The organism is Chenggangzhangella methanolivorans (genome assembly GCF_042648545.1).
In the GTDB taxonomy this organism is placed as follows: Bacteria; Pseudomonadota; Alphaproteobacteria; order Rhizobiales; family Methylopilaceae; genus Methylopila; species Methylopila methanolivorans.
Genome location: NZ_JBHRXS010000006.1, coordinates 12,756 through 28,971, shown reverse-complemented (window position 1 = coordinate 28,971; position 16,216 = coordinate 12,756). Strand labels below are relative to the sequence as shown.

Sequence of the window (16,216 nt, the reverse complement as noted above, 5' to 3'; positions counted from 1 at the left end):
CGTGTCGAGGAGAGTGTTTTATGCCGCCTGCATCCCCGCTCGGACCGCCTTACGCCCGTACGGCCATGGCGTTCGTTCTCGCGGGGGGCAGAGGCTCCCGTCTGATGGAGCTGACGGACCGCCGGGCGAAGCCGGCGGTCTATTTCGGCGGCAAGACGCGCATCATCGACTTCGCGCTGTCGAACGCGCTGAATTCCGGCATCCGCCGCATCGGGGTGGCGACCCAGTACAAGGCCCACAGCCTGATCCGGCACCTGACTCGCGGCTGGAACTTCTTCCGCGCCGAGCGCAACGAAAGCTTCGACGTGCTGCCCGCGAGCCAGCGCGTCTCGGAAGACGCCTGGTATCTCGGCACGGCGGATGCGGTCTACCAGAACATCGACATCGTCGAGGACTACGCGCCGCGCCACATCATCATCCTGGCGGGCGACCACATCTACAAGATGGACTACGAGCAGATGCTCGCCCAGCACGTCGAGAGCGGGGCCGATGTCACTGTCGGCTGCCTCGAGGTCAAGCGCGAGGAGGCCTCCGGCTTCGGCGTGATGCACATCGACGAGACCGACCGCATCGTCGACTTCCTCGAAAAGCCCAAGGATCCGCCGGCGATGCCGGGCAAGCCCGACATGGCGCTCGCCTCGATGGGCATCTACGTGTTCGACACCCCGTTCCTGTTCGACCTGCTGCGCGAGGACGCCGCCGATCCAAACTCGTCCCACGACTTCGGCAAGGACCTCATCCCGGCGATCGTGAAGGGCGGCAAGGCGGTCGCCCACCATTTCTCGAAGTCCTGCGTGCGCTCCCTGTCCGAAGACGAGCCCTACTGGCGCGACGTCGGGACGGTGGACGCCTATTTCGAGGCCAACATCGACCTCACCGACTTCGTCCCGTCGCTCGACCTCTACGACAAGGACTGGCCGATCTGGACCTTCGCCGAGATCACCCCGCCGGCGAAGTTCATCCATGACCGCGACGACCGGCGCGGACGCGCGATCTCGTCGCTGGTCTCGGGCGGCTGCATCGTGTCGGGCTCGGGGGTGAAGGAGTCTCTGCTCTTCACCGGCGTGCGGGTGAACTCCTACGCCGACGTCGACCGGGCCGTGATCCTGCCAGACGCCGTCATCGGCCGCTCGGCGCGGCTCAAGAACGTGGTGATCGACCGCGGGGTGAAGATCCCCGAGGGGCTCGTGGTCGGCGAGGATCCGGAGTTCGACGCCAGCCGCTTCCGCCGCACCGAAAAGGGCGTGTGCCTCATCACCCAAGCGATGATCGACGGGATGTGAGCGCTTTTCACAATCTTGGATTGCTATAGCCTCTCGCGGGATGACGCGGGGGGTTTTAATGAGAGGCGAGTATTCGCGTTTGTTGCGCGCGCAAGGCTACAGTGAGGGAACTATCACGGCTCAGCTTCACCGGGTGTCCCGCGTCGAAACGCATCACGGCGATCTTGACGACTTTTACGAGCGCGACCGCTGTCGATCGCTGATTCAAACGCTGACGTACTCTGTAGACGACAGCCGTCACGGCCGCCCCAATCCGTCCAAAATCCCGTTTGTCGGCGATGTTCGAAACAATCTCGCGTCCTACAAGAGCTCTGTGCTCTGGTACGTACGGTTTCGAGACACGGAGAGGAGCGGCCCGACAGCAACGTCCATCGAACTCGGCTCTCAAGACGTGCGCGTAGCGCCTCGCGGCCGCGAAAAGCCCGATCCAAAACGAACTCGACAATTGGCAGCGCGAACGCTTGCTGATTTCGATCTGGACGGCCGCTCCGCTTTCGAGGCGTTGATCGAACTCTCACGCTATGGATCGGTCGCTCAGGCTGTCGCGTCGCTGACTTTGTTCAGCCATCCGGTGACGGTTCACCAAGCCGACGGCAAAGCAATTTTTCGATCCATCCGAGATCAACGCCGCGTTGGCGAGCGCGCTGAAATCGACGGCTGTCCCGTTCTTCTCGATGACAACAAGAGCCCGACAGACGCGTTCTTGTGGGCCAACGGCCTTTCGCGGCGCGGGCGCGACGTCCAGTTCAACCACGTCTATGCGGCAAGTCGAGATCCAGACAGCTATACGTCACTCGCCAACATCTGCATGACGCCCGCCTTCATCGCGAAGTTGACCGACACCAGCGCCGCCGTGCGCGCTCTGCTCCGGTTCCGAAGCTTTCAGCTCTACGGTTGGACTCCGAAGGATATCGAGCCGCCGGCCCGGCCCGACGAATACGAAAGCCTCGAATGGGCCGCGCCTCTCCCCGCCGTGCCGGACCTTCGCGCGACGATCGAGCGGGCGATGGCGACGAAGCCGAAAGACCGAACGGTAAAGGCGGCAAGCGAGCTCGGCTGGCTCTTCGGAGCGCCAGATAGCCCGCAGCAAAGGCCCGTCCCATGAACCTCGCCGCCAAGCTGCTCCGCCGCGCCGAGGAGGGCCGGCCGGTCCGGGTCGGCCTCATCGGGGCCGGCAAGTTCGGCGCGATGTTTCTCGCGCAGGCCCGCGCGACCCCGGGGCTGCACGTCATGGGGATCGCGGATCTCTCGCCCGACCGCGCCCGCGCGGCGCTCGTGGCGACGGGCTGGGACGCCGACGCAGCGATCGTCGGCTCGTTCGACGCCGCGCTTTCCGGCGGCGGCGTCGCCATTGTGGAGGACGCCGAGGCCCTGATCCGCGCGAGCGGCCTCGAGGTCGTGATCGACGCCACCGGCAGCCCGTCGGCGGGCGTGCGGCACGCGCTGCTCGCCGCCGAGCACGGCCGGCACATCGTGATGGTCAATGTCGAGGCGGACGTGCTGGCCGGCCCGCTGCTCGCCAAAAAGTTCGAGCAGGCGGGACTGGTCTATTCGATGGCCTATGGCGACCAGCCGGCGCTCGTCTGCGAGATGGTCGACTGGGCGCGCGCCTGCGGCTTCGAGGTCGTGGCGGCGGGAAAGGGCACGAAGTACCTGCCGAGCTATCACGCCTCGACGCCCGACACCGTGTGGGACCATTACGGGCTCTCGCCCGAGGAGGCGAAGGCGGCGGGCATGAACCCGCAAATGTTCAACTCCTTCCTCGACGGCACCAAATCCGCGATCGAAATGGCCGCGATCGCGAACGGCACAGGGCTCAAGGCCCCGAAGGGCGGCCTCGCCTTCCCGCCCGCAGGCGTCGGAGAGCTCGCGAGCGTGCTGCGGCCGCGGGCGGACGGCGGCGTTCTGGACGGGTCCGGCATGGTCGAGGTCGTGTCGAGCCTCAACCGCGACGGGTCGCAGACGCCGAACGACCTGCGCTGGGGCGTCTATGTGACGTTCGAGCCGAAGGATCCCGGCGGCGACTACGCCCGCCGCTGCTTTCGCGAATACGGCGTGTCGACCGATCCGACGGGGCGCGTCGCGGCGCTCTGGCGGCCCTCGCATCTCATCGGGCTGGAGCTCGGGGTGAGCGTCGCCTCGGCCGCGCTCCGCGGCGAGCCGACAGGCGCGCCGACGGGATTTCGCGCCGATGTCGGCGCCTGCGCCAAGACCGCGCTCGATGCGGGCGCGACGCTCGACGGCGAGGGCGGCCGCACCGTCTGGGGCCGCCTGATGCCGGCGGAGGACTCGCTGCGCCTCGGCGCGCTGCCGATCGGCCTCGCGCACGGGGTGACGCTCACGCGGCCGATCGCCAAGGGCGAGATCGTGACCTGGAGCGACGTCGAGATCGCCGACAGCGAGGCGGTGCGCGTCCGGCGCGAGATGGAGGCGGCGTTTCGGCCTGATCCCACTAGCCAAAAAGCCTAAGCTTGCGCGGGGATTAGACCGGGCGGCCGGCTTGCGCGGCGGCAGTCGGCGGACCAAGGTTCGCTCGTCGAAGCAGAGTTCGCGCGTCCATGTCCCTCAACGTCCTCGCTGTCGCCTCCGAGATCTACCCGCTCATCAAGACCGGCGGCCTCGCCGACGTCGCAGGCGCGCTGCCGGCGGCGTTGAAGCCGCACGGCGTCGAGACCACGACGCTGCTGCCGGGCTATCGGCAGGTGATGCAGAAACTCGGCGCGGCCGAGCCGGTGGCGGAGTTCGGTGACCTGTTCGGCGGCCGCGCTCGGCTGCTCGCCGGCGAGCACGCAGGCCTCGACCTGCTGGTGATCGACGCCCCCCATCTCTACGACCGCGCAGGCGGCCCCTATTCCGGCCCGGACGGAACCGACTGGCCCGACAACGCCTATCGGTTCGCGGCGCTCGGGCGCGTCGCCGCCGAGGTCGCGCGGGGGGCGGCGGGCCATCCGATCCCTCAAGTCGTGCATATGCACGATTGGCAGGCGGGCCTTGCGGCCGCTTACCTCACCTACGCCCCCGGCCCGCGGCCCAAGATGGTCGCGACCATCCACAACATCGCCTTTCAGGGCTGGTTTCCGCCGACCCTGCGCGGCGCGCTCGGCCTGCCCGACCATGCGATGGACATGGACGGGGTCGAATATTACGGCGGCGTCGGCTTCCTCAAATCCGCGCTCTATTTCGCCGACCGCATCACCACCGTGTCGCCGACATACGCCAGCGAGATCCTCGAACCGGACGGCGGCATCGGGCTCGACGGCCTGTTGTCGGCGCGCGCCGCGGATGTCTCCGGCGTGCTGAACGGCGTCGACACGGAGGTCTGGAATCCCGCGACGGATCCTCGGCTCCCCGCGCGCTATTCGGCCGCCGACCTGTCCGGCCGGCGCGACACGCGGCGCGCGCTCGCCGAGCGCTTCGGGCTCGACCCGCACGGGACGCGGCTCATCTTCGGCGTCGTCAGCCGGCTGTCGAGCCAGAAGGGGCTCGATCTCCTCGCCGAGGCCGTGCCCACCATCCTCGAGCTCGGCGCCGACCTTGCGCTGATCGGCTCCGGCGAAGGTTGGCTCGAGGAGCGCTTCTCGGCGCTCAGCCAGCGGCATCCGGGACGCGTCGGCTGCTTCATCGGCTATGACGAGGATCTCGCCCATCTCATGCAGGCCGGCGCCGACGCGATCCTCGTGCCCTCGCGGTTCGAGCCCTGCGGCCTCACCCAGCTCTGCGCGCTGCGATACGGCGCGGTCCCGGTGGTCGCGCGCGTCGGCGGCCTCGCCGATACGGTGATCGACGCCAACCCCGCGGCGCTCGGCCCGGGCGTCGCCACCGGCGTCCAGTTCTCGCCGGTCTGCCAGTCGGCGCTCGAGACCGCGCTCCGCCGCACGGCGGCGCTCTGGGCCGACAAGGCGGCGTGGGCGAGGATCCAGCAGAACGGCATGGCGGCCGACGTCTCGTGGAACGCGAGCGCCGGAGCCTATGCGGCGCTCTATCGGGAACTGGTCGGGAACATCTAGAGCTTCGGCAGCGCCACCACCGGCCCACTGGTCACGGTGAAGGTCGCGAGATCCACTTCCAGGAAGCGTGTCTCGTCGTACTTGCGGACGAAGCAGCGGAGCTTGGGCGCGTCGGCCTTCACCAGCATGCTGCCGTAGTTCGTCTCGTCCGCACGATCGAACTCATCGACGCCCTCGGCCAGCGTGATCATGCTCCCGCCGTCCGGCCGCACCATCACGACGCGCTTTGCGTCGTCGTCGGTCAACAACTTGTCTCCGTTGCTGTCCGCCGGCACGTAGACGTAGAGGTGGGCGACAGGATCGTCCTTCTCGCTGAAGCGCACTGCGTGCCGCCGCAGGACCAGCCCGCTGTCCGTCGGAAACACCCGCTTGATCTCACCGGTCTGCGTGTTGAAGAATACAACGTTGAGCGCGATCTGATCTTCGCCGCCCTTAAAGCCGGAGGACAATGCTGGTCGCTTGCGCGAAGACGAAGCGCGAAGCAGCGGCGCCTCGAAGACGGAGGGTCCCGAAGGCTGGAAGCCTCCGACCTTCAGTTCGCGAGCAGGTTCGCGCGCCGGAGCGTCTTTCTCACCAGCCGACGAGATCTCGACGACATTGCGTGCGCGAGGGCCGACCAGCTCAACGACCCAGTAGACCACTGCCAGGAGGCTCAGCAGCGCCAGCCCAAAAATCACCAAGGCGTTCATGCGCCAGATGAAACGAAAGAACGCGTTGCTATCGGTCATCGTTGACGGTCGCCTTCATTGCGCAATCCGCTCCACGCGGGTGGTAGCCTGACCATGGGACAAATTTCCGCCCGCACCAACGGCCCTCGGCGCAAGGCGCTCACCTTGCCGCTCCGCTCCCCCGAAAGCGGCATTGGCCGGACGCCAGCGAGCCTCTATCGATCGTCACGACAAATCGACCGATAGAGCCGAGCCCCATGACGTCGCCCTATGACGACCTTCCCAAGACGCCCGCGAACCATCAGCCGCTGACGCCGATCGGGTTTCTGGCGCGCTCCGCGATGGTGTTTCCCGAACGCGTCGCGATCATTCATGGGCCGCTCAAGCGCACCTACGCCGAGTTCTGGGACCGCGCCCGGCGGCTTGCGGCGGCGCTCGCCAAGCGCGGGATCAGGCGCGGCGACACGGTCTCGGTGCTGCTCTCCAACACGCCCGAAATGCTCGAATGCCATTACGGCGTGCCGATGACCGGGGCGGTGCTCAACACGCTCAACACACGGCTCGACGCCGAGATCCTGGCCTTCACTCTCGACCATGCCGAGACCAAGGTTCTGATCGTCGACCGCGAGTTCTCGAAAGCGATGACGGCGGCGCTCGCGAACGCCAGGGTGAAGCCGCTGCTGATCGACGTGAACGATCCCGAATACCATGGCGCCGGCGAGCCGATCTCCGACTTCGACTATGAGGCGCTGCTGGCCGAAGCCGAACCCGGCGAGGCGCCCCAGTGGGCCGGCGACGAGTGGGACGCGATCTCGCTGAACTACACCTCCGGCACGACCGGGGACCCGAAGGGCGTCGTCTACCACCACCGCGGCGCGCATCTGCTCGCCACCGGCAACGTCGTGACCGGGAACATGGGCAAGCACCCGGTCTATCTCTGGACGCTGCCGATGTTCCACTGCAATGGCTGGTGCTTCACCTGGTCGGTCAGCGTGACGGCCGGCACGCATGTCTGCCTGCGGCAGGTGCGCGCGAAAGCGATGTATGACGCCATCGCCGACCACGGCGTGACCCATCTTTGCGGCGCGCCGATCGTGATGGCGACGCTGATCAACGCGCCGGAGGACGAGAAGCGCCCCCTGCCCCGTCAGGTGGCGTTCTTCACCGCGGCCGCCCCGCCCCCGGAAGCCGTGCTCGCCGGCATGAAGGACGCGGGCTTCGAGGTGACGCATCTCTACGGGCTCACCGAGACCTATGGGCCCGCGGTCGTCAACGACTGGCACGAGGACTGGTCGGAGCTCGACCTGCCCGGACAGGCCAAGCGCAAGGCCCGGCAGGGCGTGCGCTATGCGGCGCTCGAGGATTTCCGCGTCATCGACCCTGAGACAATGGAGCCGGTTCCCGACGACGGCGAGACCATCGGCGAGCTCATGTTCCGCGGCAACGTCGTGATGAAGGGCTATCTCAAGAACCCCAAGGCCACGGAAGCGGCGTTCCGCGGCGGATGGTTCCATTCGGGCGATCTGGGCGTCCGGCATCGGGACAAATATGTGCAGATCAAGGACCGCTCGAAGGACATCATCATCTCGGGCGGCGAAAACATCTCGTCGATCGAGGTCGAGGACGCGCTCTACAAGCACCCGGCGGTGGCGGCGGTCGCGGTGGTGGCCAAGCCCGACGAGAAGTGGGGCGAGACGCCCTGCGCCTTCGTGGAGCTGAAGCCGGGGAAGTCCGCCACCGCGGAAGAACTGATCGCCTGGTCGGCGGAGCGCCTCGCCCGCTTCAAGCTGCCGAAGACGATCGTGTTCGACGAGCTGCCCAAGACCTCGACGGGAAAAGTGCAGAAATTCGTGCTGCGGGAGCGCGCGCGGGAGGGGTGAAACGGGATCCTCCTGCGCAAAGCGGAGGAGGAACCGGAGGCGGCGGCTCCGGACCGGGCGTCATCCGGGCTCTGCGCTGCGCTCCGGTCGGGTTGACGCCTCTCGACAAGACGAAACCCGCGGCCCTCTCGGACCACGGGTTCGCCAGGCTTGGCGCTCGCGTCGCCGGCAGACCCCCGGGTCGAGCCCGGGGGACGGCTTCCGCCCTTACTCGGCCGGCGCGATCGTGGTCGCGGGGATCGGGGACGTCGCGGCTTCCGCCGACTCGTCCTTGTCCATCGCGATCTGCTTCATGATGAAGATCACCGTGAAGGCCACGACGATCAGCGTGAACAGCCACTCGAAGCCGGCGAAGGGATACATCGCCGCAAGCTCCGGGAGGTTGGCGACGGACGTGATGCCAGTGCTCATGAGTTGTCTCCTTATGTCGCGATGATCAGATCTTGGCCTCGGCGCGCTGGATGGCCTCGAACTCGGCCTCCAGACCCGAATGCGCCGGGTAGGTCGTGGCGACGTGCTTGCCGTCGAGGCCGAGCAGCTCCTTCTCGGGCGACACGCGCAGCATGCCGAGCGAGGACAGGACCTTGCCGAGCGCCCAGCCCGGCGCGAAGCCGAAGCCGAGGGCGAAGACGAGCGAGCCGATCAGGTTGCCGATCGGGGTGACGATCGGCAGGCCTTCCGCGTTGACGCCGAACCAGCCGGCGCCGTCCGCGAGCGTCACCGCGACGCCGGCCGACGGCATGATCGCCGGATAGCCCCAGAGCGCGAAGCCCGCGACCACGCCGCCGAACAGGCCGCAATAGCCGTGGACCGCGACCGCGCCAACGGCGTCGTCGATCTTGTATTTCTTCTCGACCCAGTAGTGCAGCTTGTAGGCCATGATCGTGCCGGCGACCGCGATCACCAGCGCGATGACCGGGTGGTAGAAGTCGTTGCCGGCCGAGGCCGAGATCAGGCCCGTGAGGCCGCCCGAATATGTCCAGAACGGGTTGCCCTTCGAGACGATGTAGGCCGTGACCATGCCGCCGAAGAGGGCGAGCGAGAAGTTCATCACGACGCCCGAGAGCGTGATCGGCACGCCATAGATGTTGGTGGCGGTGAAGTAAGGCGTGGCGCCTTCGGCCGCGACGTTCACGATCGGCACGTGGCAGGCGGCGTAGAAGCCCCAGAAGCCGATGAAGATCATGAACAGGCCGATCGTCACCAGCCACGGATTGTGCGGCGGGATCTCGCGCGGCGTGCCGTCGGCGGCGAACTTGCCGATGCGCGGGCCGAGATGCATGAGCACGCCGAGCGTCGCGAAGCCCGCGACCGAGTGCAGGATCGCCGAGCAATACTGGTCGTGGAAGCCGAGATACTGGGCCATCCAGCCGTTGCCGGCCCAGGCCCAGGCCGCCGGGATGACCCAGGCGATCGCGCCGACATAGATGGCGATGATGAAGAAGGCCGAGGTCTTGGTGCGCTCGATGAGCGAGCCCGAGACGATCGAGGCCGCGGTCATGCCGAACAGCGCGAAGGCCGCCCAGAACACGCCCGAGATGCGGTCGGTGAGGTTCGGCGCGATCTTCTGCGACCACGGCTCGAAGCCCGTCTCGAAGCTGAGCGACAGGCTGTTCACCGGCCAGCCCTGGAACGCGATGTAGATCCACATGCCGAACAGGAAGAAGCACAGCCCGACGAGCGGAATGGCCATCGTGTTCTTCAGCAGAGTGTGCTGCACATTCTTGGTGCGGGCGGCGCCCACCTCATACATGCAGAAGCCGACGTGGATGAAGAACATCAACACGACGGTCAGAAAGAAGTAAAACTCCGTGAAGATTGTTGTGAGAGCTGTGAGGTGCTCTGTCATGCGCCGTCTTCCCCGTGATCCCCGTGACGGACCAACCCGGCGATCGACGCGAGGCGGCCCAAGGCGTGCGAGGCAAACCGGGCGCCAACGAAGCGAATTTGTTTCGCGAGAGGAAAGCTACACGCCCGGCAAGATCTTCGAAGAAGCGCGCGGCCGCTTGCTGCGCTTGACTTTCACGTCCGCCCGCCTCCGGCCTCACATTTTCGTGACGCTCCTTGCGCTTCGGCGGCGCCCAGCGGCGTGCGTCGGACCTGACGGAAACGTGGCGCAAAAGTGATCATCGCTTCGGCGCCTGCAGATCACGCCGCCGTCATGTGGCGCAGCGGACACGAGGCGCGCGCAAACGCCGGGGCGCGGGCCCATGCTCTTCACTTGCCCGCAAGACTTCAGTGTATTCATGGATCGGGGAAGTGGGCGGCCGCGAGGCTGCGTGGCGCGTGCGGGCGACCGCCGCGTGTTGGGCGAGCGTCAGATGACCAGAGTACGTTTCGGGTTCACGCGAAGCGCCGCGGCGCTTGGCGTCGTGGCCGCGTCGATCGCCCTTGCGGGCTGCGGCGCGACGACGGGCGGCGGCGGCTCCCGCGAGGCCGCCATCGCCTTCGCGATGTCGAAGAACTATCCGACGGCCCTGCCGGTGCAGTTCCGCAAGACCGAGATCCCGGATCCGACCGGCGAGGCGCCCGGCACCATCGTGATCGAGACCGGCCAGCGCTATCTCTATCTCGTGCAGCCGAACGGCACGGCGCTGCGCTACGGCGTGGGCGTCGGCAAGGAAGGCTTCGGCTGGTCGGGCGAGGCCACGGTCCAGAACAAGCAGGAATGGCCCGACTGGGTCCCGCCCCCCGAGATGCTGGAGCGCCGCCCGGACCTTCCGCTGCGGATGTCCGGCGGCCCGGAGAACCCGCTCGGCGCCCGCGCGATGTATCTGTGGAAGGACGGCAAGGACACGCTGTTCCGCATCCACGGCACCAACGAGCCGCTGACCATCGGCAAGGCGATGTCGTCGGGCTGCATCCGCATGATCAATTTCGACGTCGAGGATCTGTATTCGCGGGTTCCGCTCGGCACGAAGGTCGTGGTGCGCTGACCCATTGCTTGTCCCGGACCTGATTCGGGATCCAGAGACGAAATCGCTTCAAGAAGACGCGACGGCCGCCGGGAGTTCCCATCCGGCGGCCGTCGTCGGTTCTGGGTCCCGGATCACGTCCGGGACAAGAAGGGCGGCGCCCTCATCTCGAAGCGGCCGCCTCGATCTCCGAGACGTCGACGAGCGTCCGGCCGCGGTTCGTGCGGTCGACGAAGACCGGCACGTCGCTCTTGAGCCAGGGCGACGGGTCGAAGTCGAGGTTGCGGCTCAGCGCGACGCGGCGCTCTCCGGTAATCCCGTCGCTCCACTCGGCCTCTACGCGCCAGGCCGCCTGACGGTTGAACTGCACGCTCGGGTTCCGCGCCACGCCCAGAACCCGCCCGACGTGACGGTCGCCGGTCTCCCTGAGCCGCGCGTCGCGCCGCCGCGACAGGCCGCGGGCGATCAGAAGGCCGAGCCCGATGGCCAGGAACACGCCGCCGAGCCCGCCGAAGATCAGCGGCCCGAACCATCGCTCCATGAAGCTGTCGATGCGCGCGCTGTCGGGGACCGCCGGATCGTAGCGCACCACGACGCTCTCGCCGACGTCGAAGGCCGGCGGGCTGGAGCGCACGCGGCTGCGGATGTCGACCTGCCGACCGTCGGCGGTCTCGAAGCGCACGACCGCGCGATAGCCGCCGTCGCCGTCCGAGTCGCGGCTGTAGTCGTTGGCCACGACCCGGCCGGAGGCTTCCCTCAGCCCCTCGTAGGCCCGGTTCTGATAGATCCCGAGCCCGGCGCCGACGACGGTGAAGAGCCCGCCGACGAGCGCGAAGATCAGGCCCACATAAAACAGCGTCCGCATCGTCCTTCGCTCCTTGCGCTTACGCCGCGATCCCTTCGCCGGGCCCGCCCGACTGCCGCTCGAACAGGCGTCGATAGGCGCCGTCCTCGCGCTCGAGCAGCGCCTCGTGCGTTCCCTGCTCGACGATCCGCCCCCGGTCGAACACGAAGATGCGGTCCATCGCGCGCACCGTGGATAGCCGATGCGCGATGACGATCGTGGTGCGGCCGTCCATCAGGCGCTCGATCGCCTGCTGGATCAGGCTTTCGGACTCCGAATCGAGGCTCGAGGTGGCCTCGTCCATGATCAGCACCGGCGCGTCGGCCAGGAACGCCCGGGCGATCGCGACGCGCTGCCGCTCGCCGCCCGACAGCTTCACGCCGCGCTCGCCCACCAGCGTCCCGTAGCCCTTCGGCAGGCGCGAGATGAACTCGTGGGCGTTGGCGAGCTTGGCCGCCGCCTCGATCTCGGCCTGGCCCGCGCCGGGCCGCGCATAGGCGATGTTCTCGCCGAGCGTGCGGTGGAACAGGATCGGCTCCTGCGGCACGATCGCGACCTGGGCGCGCAGGCTCGACTGGGTGGCGCGGGCGACGTCCTGGCCGTCAATCGTCACCTTGCCCTCGTTGGCGTCGTAGAGCCGCTGCACGAGCTTCACGAAAGTCGTCTTGCCCGAGCCCGAGCGGCCCACCAACCCGACGCGCTCGCCGGCCCGGATCTCGACGTCGAGTCCGCGGAACAGCGGCTCGACGTGGCCGGCGTAGTGGAACGTGACGTTTTCGAAGGCGATGCGCCCCTGCCCGACCGAGATCGGCCGCGCGTCCGGACGGTCGCCGACGCCGATCCGCTCGTCGTGCAGCGCCACGAGCTCCTCGAGATCGTTCACCGCCCTCTGCACGTCCGCGACATGCATGCCGACGTCGCGGAGATAGCCGTAGATCACAAAGAACATCGAGAGCACGAAGGCGGCGTCGCCCGCGCTCGCCTCGCCGCGCCACCAGAGCCAGATGGCCACGCCGAGGATCGCGGCGCGCAAGGCGGCGAGCGCCGCGTTCTGAAACGTGTTGTTCCAGACCGAGCGCATCCAGGTGCGGGTCGTGCGCCGCCCCCACTTGCCGATCAGCCAGCCGAGCCGCGCCTCCTCGCGCGCCTCCGCCCCAAAGGCCTTCACCACCGCGTTGCAGGTGACGGCGTCGGCGAGCGCGCCGCCGAGCCGCGTGTCCCAGGCGTTCGACAGCTGGGCCGCCGGCGCGACCCAGAGCAGCGAGGCCGCGACCGTCACGCCCACATAGAGCAGCGAGCCGACGAGCGTGACGAGGCCCATGGCCGGCCAGTACGCGCCCAGGATCGCGGTCGCGCCGACAAGGACGACGAGCGAAGGCGCGAGCGCCACCAGCAGGATGTCGTTGAACTGGTCGATGGACCAGATCCCGCGCGTGATCTTGCGCACGGTCGAGCCCGCGAAGTTGTTGGCGTGCCAGTCGGTCGAGAAGCGCTGCACGCGCGCGAAGGCCTCGGCCGCGACCTCGCGCATCAGGCGCTGGGTCATGTGCACGATCGCCTCGAAGGCGACGTGGCGGAACAGCGCGATCGCAAAGCCCAGCGCGACGATCAGCCAAAGCGCGTCGAGCGCGGCCTGGAGCGCCGCCGCGCGGTCGGCCGAGGCGAGCGCGTCGACGAGACGGCCGGCGAAGACCGGGATCGCGAGGTCGGCGGCGGTCGCGGCCGCGATCGCGCCGCCGACGAGCGCCAGGCGTTTCGGCTGGCGGCGCCAGTGCGAGAAGACGAAGCCGAGCACCCGCAGGAACGGGCTCGCTCCGGAGGTCCGAAGAGATCGGGTCATGAAACGGCGCGGCCCCGCGCTTGAGCGGCGGCCGCCTCCCAGATTGGGGGCGCGCGAAGCGTCAGGCGCGCGGCGTCGATGGCGGCCGCACGCCAGCGTTCGATCAAACGCCCGAAACTGTCGAAATCGGTGGAGAGACGTCGTCGGCTGCGGCGCGGCCCGGTGGACCGCGCGGTCCGCGGACCTATCGGCCGGCGAGGCGCATGCGTCCGGAGGCGACGGCGATGACGGTCGTGGTCATGCGTTCTCCCTCCAAGGATCGAGGCGCCGGAAGCGGCGGGCGGATACGGGTTTATACGTAGCCGATTCGCGTCGCAAGCGAGCTCGGCTCACGCTCGCGAGAGCAATATCGCCCAAACGAAAACGCCGCCGATCGAGGAGACCGGCGGCGCGAAGTTCACGTAAAACTGTGTAACGCGTGATGCTAGTGGAGCGTGGGCTCCGGAGACTTGAGGCGCACCATTTCGTCCTTGATGCGAAGCTTCTTACGCTTGAGGGACGAAACCTTAACTTCATCGGAGTTCGGATGCATCATCTCCACCTCGATCTCTTTCTCGATGGCGCGATGCTTCTTTTCGAGCTCGGCGATGTGCGACTCGATAGACATCAAGCACGTCTCCCTGTTTCAGATAGACGAGCGGAATCATGTCACGGTCCCGTCACGCTGTCGATGCACATCGGCCTACCGATTCTTCACAGCGACGTGGGAGGCTTACCGTCCGGTTTACGCCCCGTGGGCGCGCCCCGGCTTGCCGCCCGGTGGGCCGCGGGCGATAGTCGGCGTGGCGTGACAGTTGTGCGTTGAACGGCGGGGCGCGAATGGCGGTGCGGGACGACGAGGCGCGGGCCGAGGAAGCGGCGGCCCGGGAGGAGCTCGCCCGGCTGCGCGAAGAGCATCGCGACCTCGACAACGCGATCGAGGCGCTCGAGAAGCTCGGCGCCGGGGACAGGCTTCAGATCCAGCGCTTCAAGAAGCGCAAGCTGAGCCTCAAGGACCGCATCATCTTTCTCGAAGACAGGCTGACGCCCGACATCATCGCCTGAGGGCAAGGAGCGTGACGGGCTTTCGCGACCACGACGACGTTCGATGTCCTCCGCAACAGCGGATCGGCGCGATGACGTCGCTCGTCCAGACATGATCTAAATCAACTAAAAAGATCGTTCCTCCTGCGTCGCGTCGGAAAGCAATCAGCGGCAAAATCGAGCTTGCGTCGACTGCATATTAATGACTATCTAACCAAATACTACTTAAGGTATTCATGGAGGCGAAATGCCGTCGAGCAGATTGTCGTCGATCGCGCTTGCCGCTTCGATCGCGCTCGTAGTCTCCCTGCCCGCCTCGGCCCGCCCCGGCGAAGGAACCGGCACGGCTGAATTTTGGGGCCATTTCTCGAGCGCCGGAAAGCAGATCGGGGGAACGTCCGGAATCGTTTCGTCCGTGAGAAAGGAAAAGGGCGTGTTCGAGATCGAGTTCTACCGGCAGATCGACAAATGCGGGTGGTTTGGCTCGATCCACGGCCGCTCGGCAGGATCGGTCGGCGTAGAACTCGGCAAGTCGACTCCGCCGTCCGATCCGCGTGTGCTCGAAGTCCGCACTTTCGACGCGAAAGGCGCGCTCGCCAAACGTGACTTCAGCCTTCTCGTGAAGTGCCAGGATTGATCGACATGACGACCTTCGCGAAGAGAAGCTTGGTCGCCGCGCTGGTCGTCGTTTCGACGGCCGCCGGCTTCACGCAGGCGATGGCCCAGTTCGGCGTCGCCACGATGTCGGCGCGCGTTTTCAAGGACGGCCAACTCGACGGCGGAGAAGGGGTGGTCGCAACGCGAAGGGAGGGGCCCGGCCTCTACTTCGTCATTTTCGGCCGCAGCATCTACGACTGCACATTTTCCGCGACCCAGGGCAGCAGGTTCGGAGCGCCTGACGAGCCCGGATCGATATCGGTCTACAATGGCGGCGAGGTCGACTCCATCTTAGTCAGGACCTACAACCTGAGCGGCCAGCTCTCGGATCGCCCCTTCAACGTGCTGGTCTATTGCGGGCGGTGACGCAGATCTCCGCTGCGCCGACGGCTTAGCCCGGCGACCAAAGTCGGACAAAGCCGTCGACCGCCAGAGGCGCCCCTGTTCTTTCGGCGGGCCTCGAAGGCGGATCGCCGTTCTGCGCGACGGCGAAAAGGTCGGCGCGTCCGGACGGCGCGCTTGCCTCGCGCGTCTGCGGCGCCTATCGTCCGCCGCCTCAAAAACCCTCTCTTTCCGGAGCATGACCAATGGCCGCGGAGGCCCGCGCCGAACAGACGCCCGTCGCCATCGTGATGGGCAGCCAGTCCGACTGGGCGACGATGCGCCATGCGGCCGAGACGCTCGCCGCGCTCGGCGTCGGCCATGAGGCGCGCATCGTCTCGGCGCATCGCACGCCCGACCGGCTGGTCGCCTTCGCCAAGAGCGCCAAGGCCGACGGCTTCAAGGTGGTGATCGCAGGCGCGGGCGGCGCCGCGCATCTGCCGGGCATGGTGGCGGCCATGACGCCGCTGCCGGTGTTTGGCGTGCCCGTTCAATCCCATACGCTGTCGGGCCTCGACAGCCTGCTGTCGATCGTCCAGATGCCCGGCGGCGTTCCGGTCGGCACGCTTGCGATCGGCAAGGCCGGCGCGATCAACGCCGCGCTGATCGCGGCCTCGGTGCTCGCGCTCTCCGATGAGCCGCTGGCTGAGCGGCTCGACGCATGGCGCGCGACGCAGACCGGCGGCGTCGCCGAGACGCCGGTTTCGGAGGGCTAAGG

At 67.4% G+C, this 16,216-nt stretch carries 16 protein-coding genes; 10 read left to right on the top strand and 6 right to left on the bottom strand.

The window, feature by feature from the left end; genetic code table 11:
• Positions 1-20 precede the first annotated feature (20 nt).
• The 4 genes from glgC (at position 21) to glgA (ending at position 5,290) form a co-directional block, all read left to right on the top strand.
• Positions 21-1,283 carry a glucose-1-phosphate adenylyltransferase gene (gene glgC, locus ACFOWB_RS11390; protein WP_378147354.1) on the top strand — a complete coding sequence of 421 codons (1,263 nt, stop codon included), beginning with the start codon at positions 21-23 and terminating at the stop codon, positions 1,281-1,283.
• Positions 1,284-1,416: 133 nt separating this feature from the next.
• Positions 1,417-2,388 (top strand): hypothetical protein, encoded by a 972-nt coding sequence (locus tag ACFOWB_RS11385; protein ID WP_261402367.1) that lies wholly within the window; start codon positions 1,417-1,419, stop codon positions 2,386-2,388.
• Complete coding sequence (locus ACFOWB_RS11380) at positions 2,385-3,752, top strand: NAD(P)H-dependent oxidoreductase (protein WP_261402366.1); 1,368 nt, start codon at positions 2,385-2,387, stop codon at positions 3,750-3,752. The genes ACFOWB_RS11385 and ACFOWB_RS11380 overlap by 4 nt, the downstream gene beginning before the upstream one ends.
• Positions 3,753-3,841: 89 nt before the next feature.
• The gene (glgA, locus tag ACFOWB_RS11375; protein ID WP_261402365.1) at positions 3,842-5,290 is read left to right on the top strand and encodes a glycogen synthase GlgA; all 1,449 of its coding nucleotides are present in this window, start codon (positions 3,842-3,844) and stop codon (positions 5,288-5,290) included.
• Here the strand turns inward: glgA and ACFOWB_RS11370 are convergent.
• A complete protein-coding gene (locus ACFOWB_RS11370) occupies positions 5,287-6,018 on the bottom strand; it encodes a hypothetical protein (RefSeq protein WP_261402364.1) in 732 nt (243 codons plus the stop codon). The genes glgA and ACFOWB_RS11370 overlap by 4 nt on opposite strands.
• Before the next feature lie 197 nt (positions 6,019-6,215).
• Between ACFOWB_RS11370 and ACFOWB_RS11365 the strand changes: the two genes are divergently transcribed.
• Complete coding sequence (locus tag ACFOWB_RS11365) at positions 6,216-7,838, top strand: acyl-CoA synthetase (protein ID WP_378147351.1); 1,623 nt, start codon at positions 6,216-6,218, stop codon at positions 7,836-7,838.
• A gap of 207 nt (positions 7,839-8,045) precedes the next feature.
• On the opposite strand, the gene ACFOWB_RS11360 is transcribed toward ACFOWB_RS11365, so the two are convergent.
• Positions 8,046-8,249, bottom strand: coding sequence for a hypothetical protein (locus tag ACFOWB_RS11360; RefSeq protein WP_261402362.1), 204 nt, complete (start codon positions 8,247-8,249; stop codon positions 8,046-8,048).
• Positions 8,250-8,274: 25 nt separating this feature from the next.
• Complete coding sequence (locus ACFOWB_RS11355; protein ID WP_378147348.1) at positions 8,275-9,687, bottom strand: ammonium transporter; 1,413 nt, start codon at positions 9,685-9,687, stop codon at positions 8,275-8,277.
• A 472-nt stretch (positions 9,688-10,159) separates the two neighbouring features.
• Here ACFOWB_RS11355 and ACFOWB_RS11350 point away from each other — a divergent pair, with 472 nt between their 5' ends.
• Positions 10,160-10,774 carry a L,D-transpeptidase gene (locus ACFOWB_RS11350; protein ID WP_261402360.1) on the top strand — a complete coding sequence of 205 codons (615 nt, stop codon included), beginning with the start codon at positions 10,160-10,162 and terminating at the stop codon, positions 10,772-10,774.
• 142 nt (positions 10,775-10,916) lie between these two features.
• Here ACFOWB_RS11350 and ACFOWB_RS11345 read toward each other — a convergent pair whose 3' ends face one another.
• From ACFOWB_RS11345 to ACFOWB_RS11335, 3 genes are all read right to left on the bottom strand, one after another.
• A complete protein-coding gene (locus ACFOWB_RS11345) occupies positions 10,917-11,618 on the bottom strand; it encodes a DUF3592 domain-containing protein (RefSeq protein WP_261402359.1) in 702 nt (233 codons plus the stop codon).
• Between the two features lie 19 nt (positions 11,619-11,637).
• Complete coding sequence (locus ACFOWB_RS11340) at positions 11,638-13,437, bottom strand: ABC transporter ATP-binding protein (RefSeq protein ID WP_378147346.1); 1,800 nt, start codon at positions 13,435-13,437, stop codon at positions 11,638-11,640.
• 424 nt (positions 13,438-13,861) lie between these two features.
• The gene (locus ACFOWB_RS11335) at positions 13,862-14,044 is read right to left on the bottom strand and encodes a YdcH family protein (protein WP_261402358.1); all 183 of its coding nucleotides are present in this window, start codon (positions 14,042-14,044) and stop codon (positions 13,862-13,864) included.
• A 212-nt stretch (positions 14,045-14,256) separates the two neighbouring features.
• Here ACFOWB_RS11335 and ACFOWB_RS11330 point away from each other — a divergent pair, with 212 nt between their 5' ends.
• The 4 genes from ACFOWB_RS11330 (at position 14,257) to purE (ending at position 16,214) form a co-directional block, all read left to right on the top strand.
• Entirely contained in the window at positions 14,257-14,481 is a 225-nt protein-coding gene (locus tag ACFOWB_RS11330) for a YdcH family protein (protein ID WP_261402357.1), read from the top strand.
• Positions 14,482-14,722: 241 nt separating this feature from the next.
• Positions 14,723-15,097: a hypothetical protein gene (locus ACFOWB_RS11325; protein ID WP_261402356.1), complete on the top strand. Its 375-nt coding sequence runs from the start codon at positions 14,723-14,725 to the stop codon at positions 15,095-15,097.
• Positions 15,098-15,102: 5 nt separating this feature from the next.
• Positions 15,103-15,483: a hypothetical protein gene (locus ACFOWB_RS11320; RefSeq protein WP_261402355.1), complete on the top strand. Its 381-nt coding sequence runs from the start codon at positions 15,103-15,105 to the stop codon at positions 15,481-15,483.
• A 221-nt stretch (positions 15,484-15,704) separates the two neighbouring features.
• Complete coding sequence (gene purE, locus ACFOWB_RS11315) at positions 15,705-16,214, top strand: 5-(carboxyamino)imidazole ribonucleotide mutase (RefSeq protein ID WP_261402354.1); 510 nt, start codon at positions 15,705-15,707, stop codon at positions 16,212-16,214.
• Positions 16,215-16,216 lie beyond the last annotated feature (2 nt).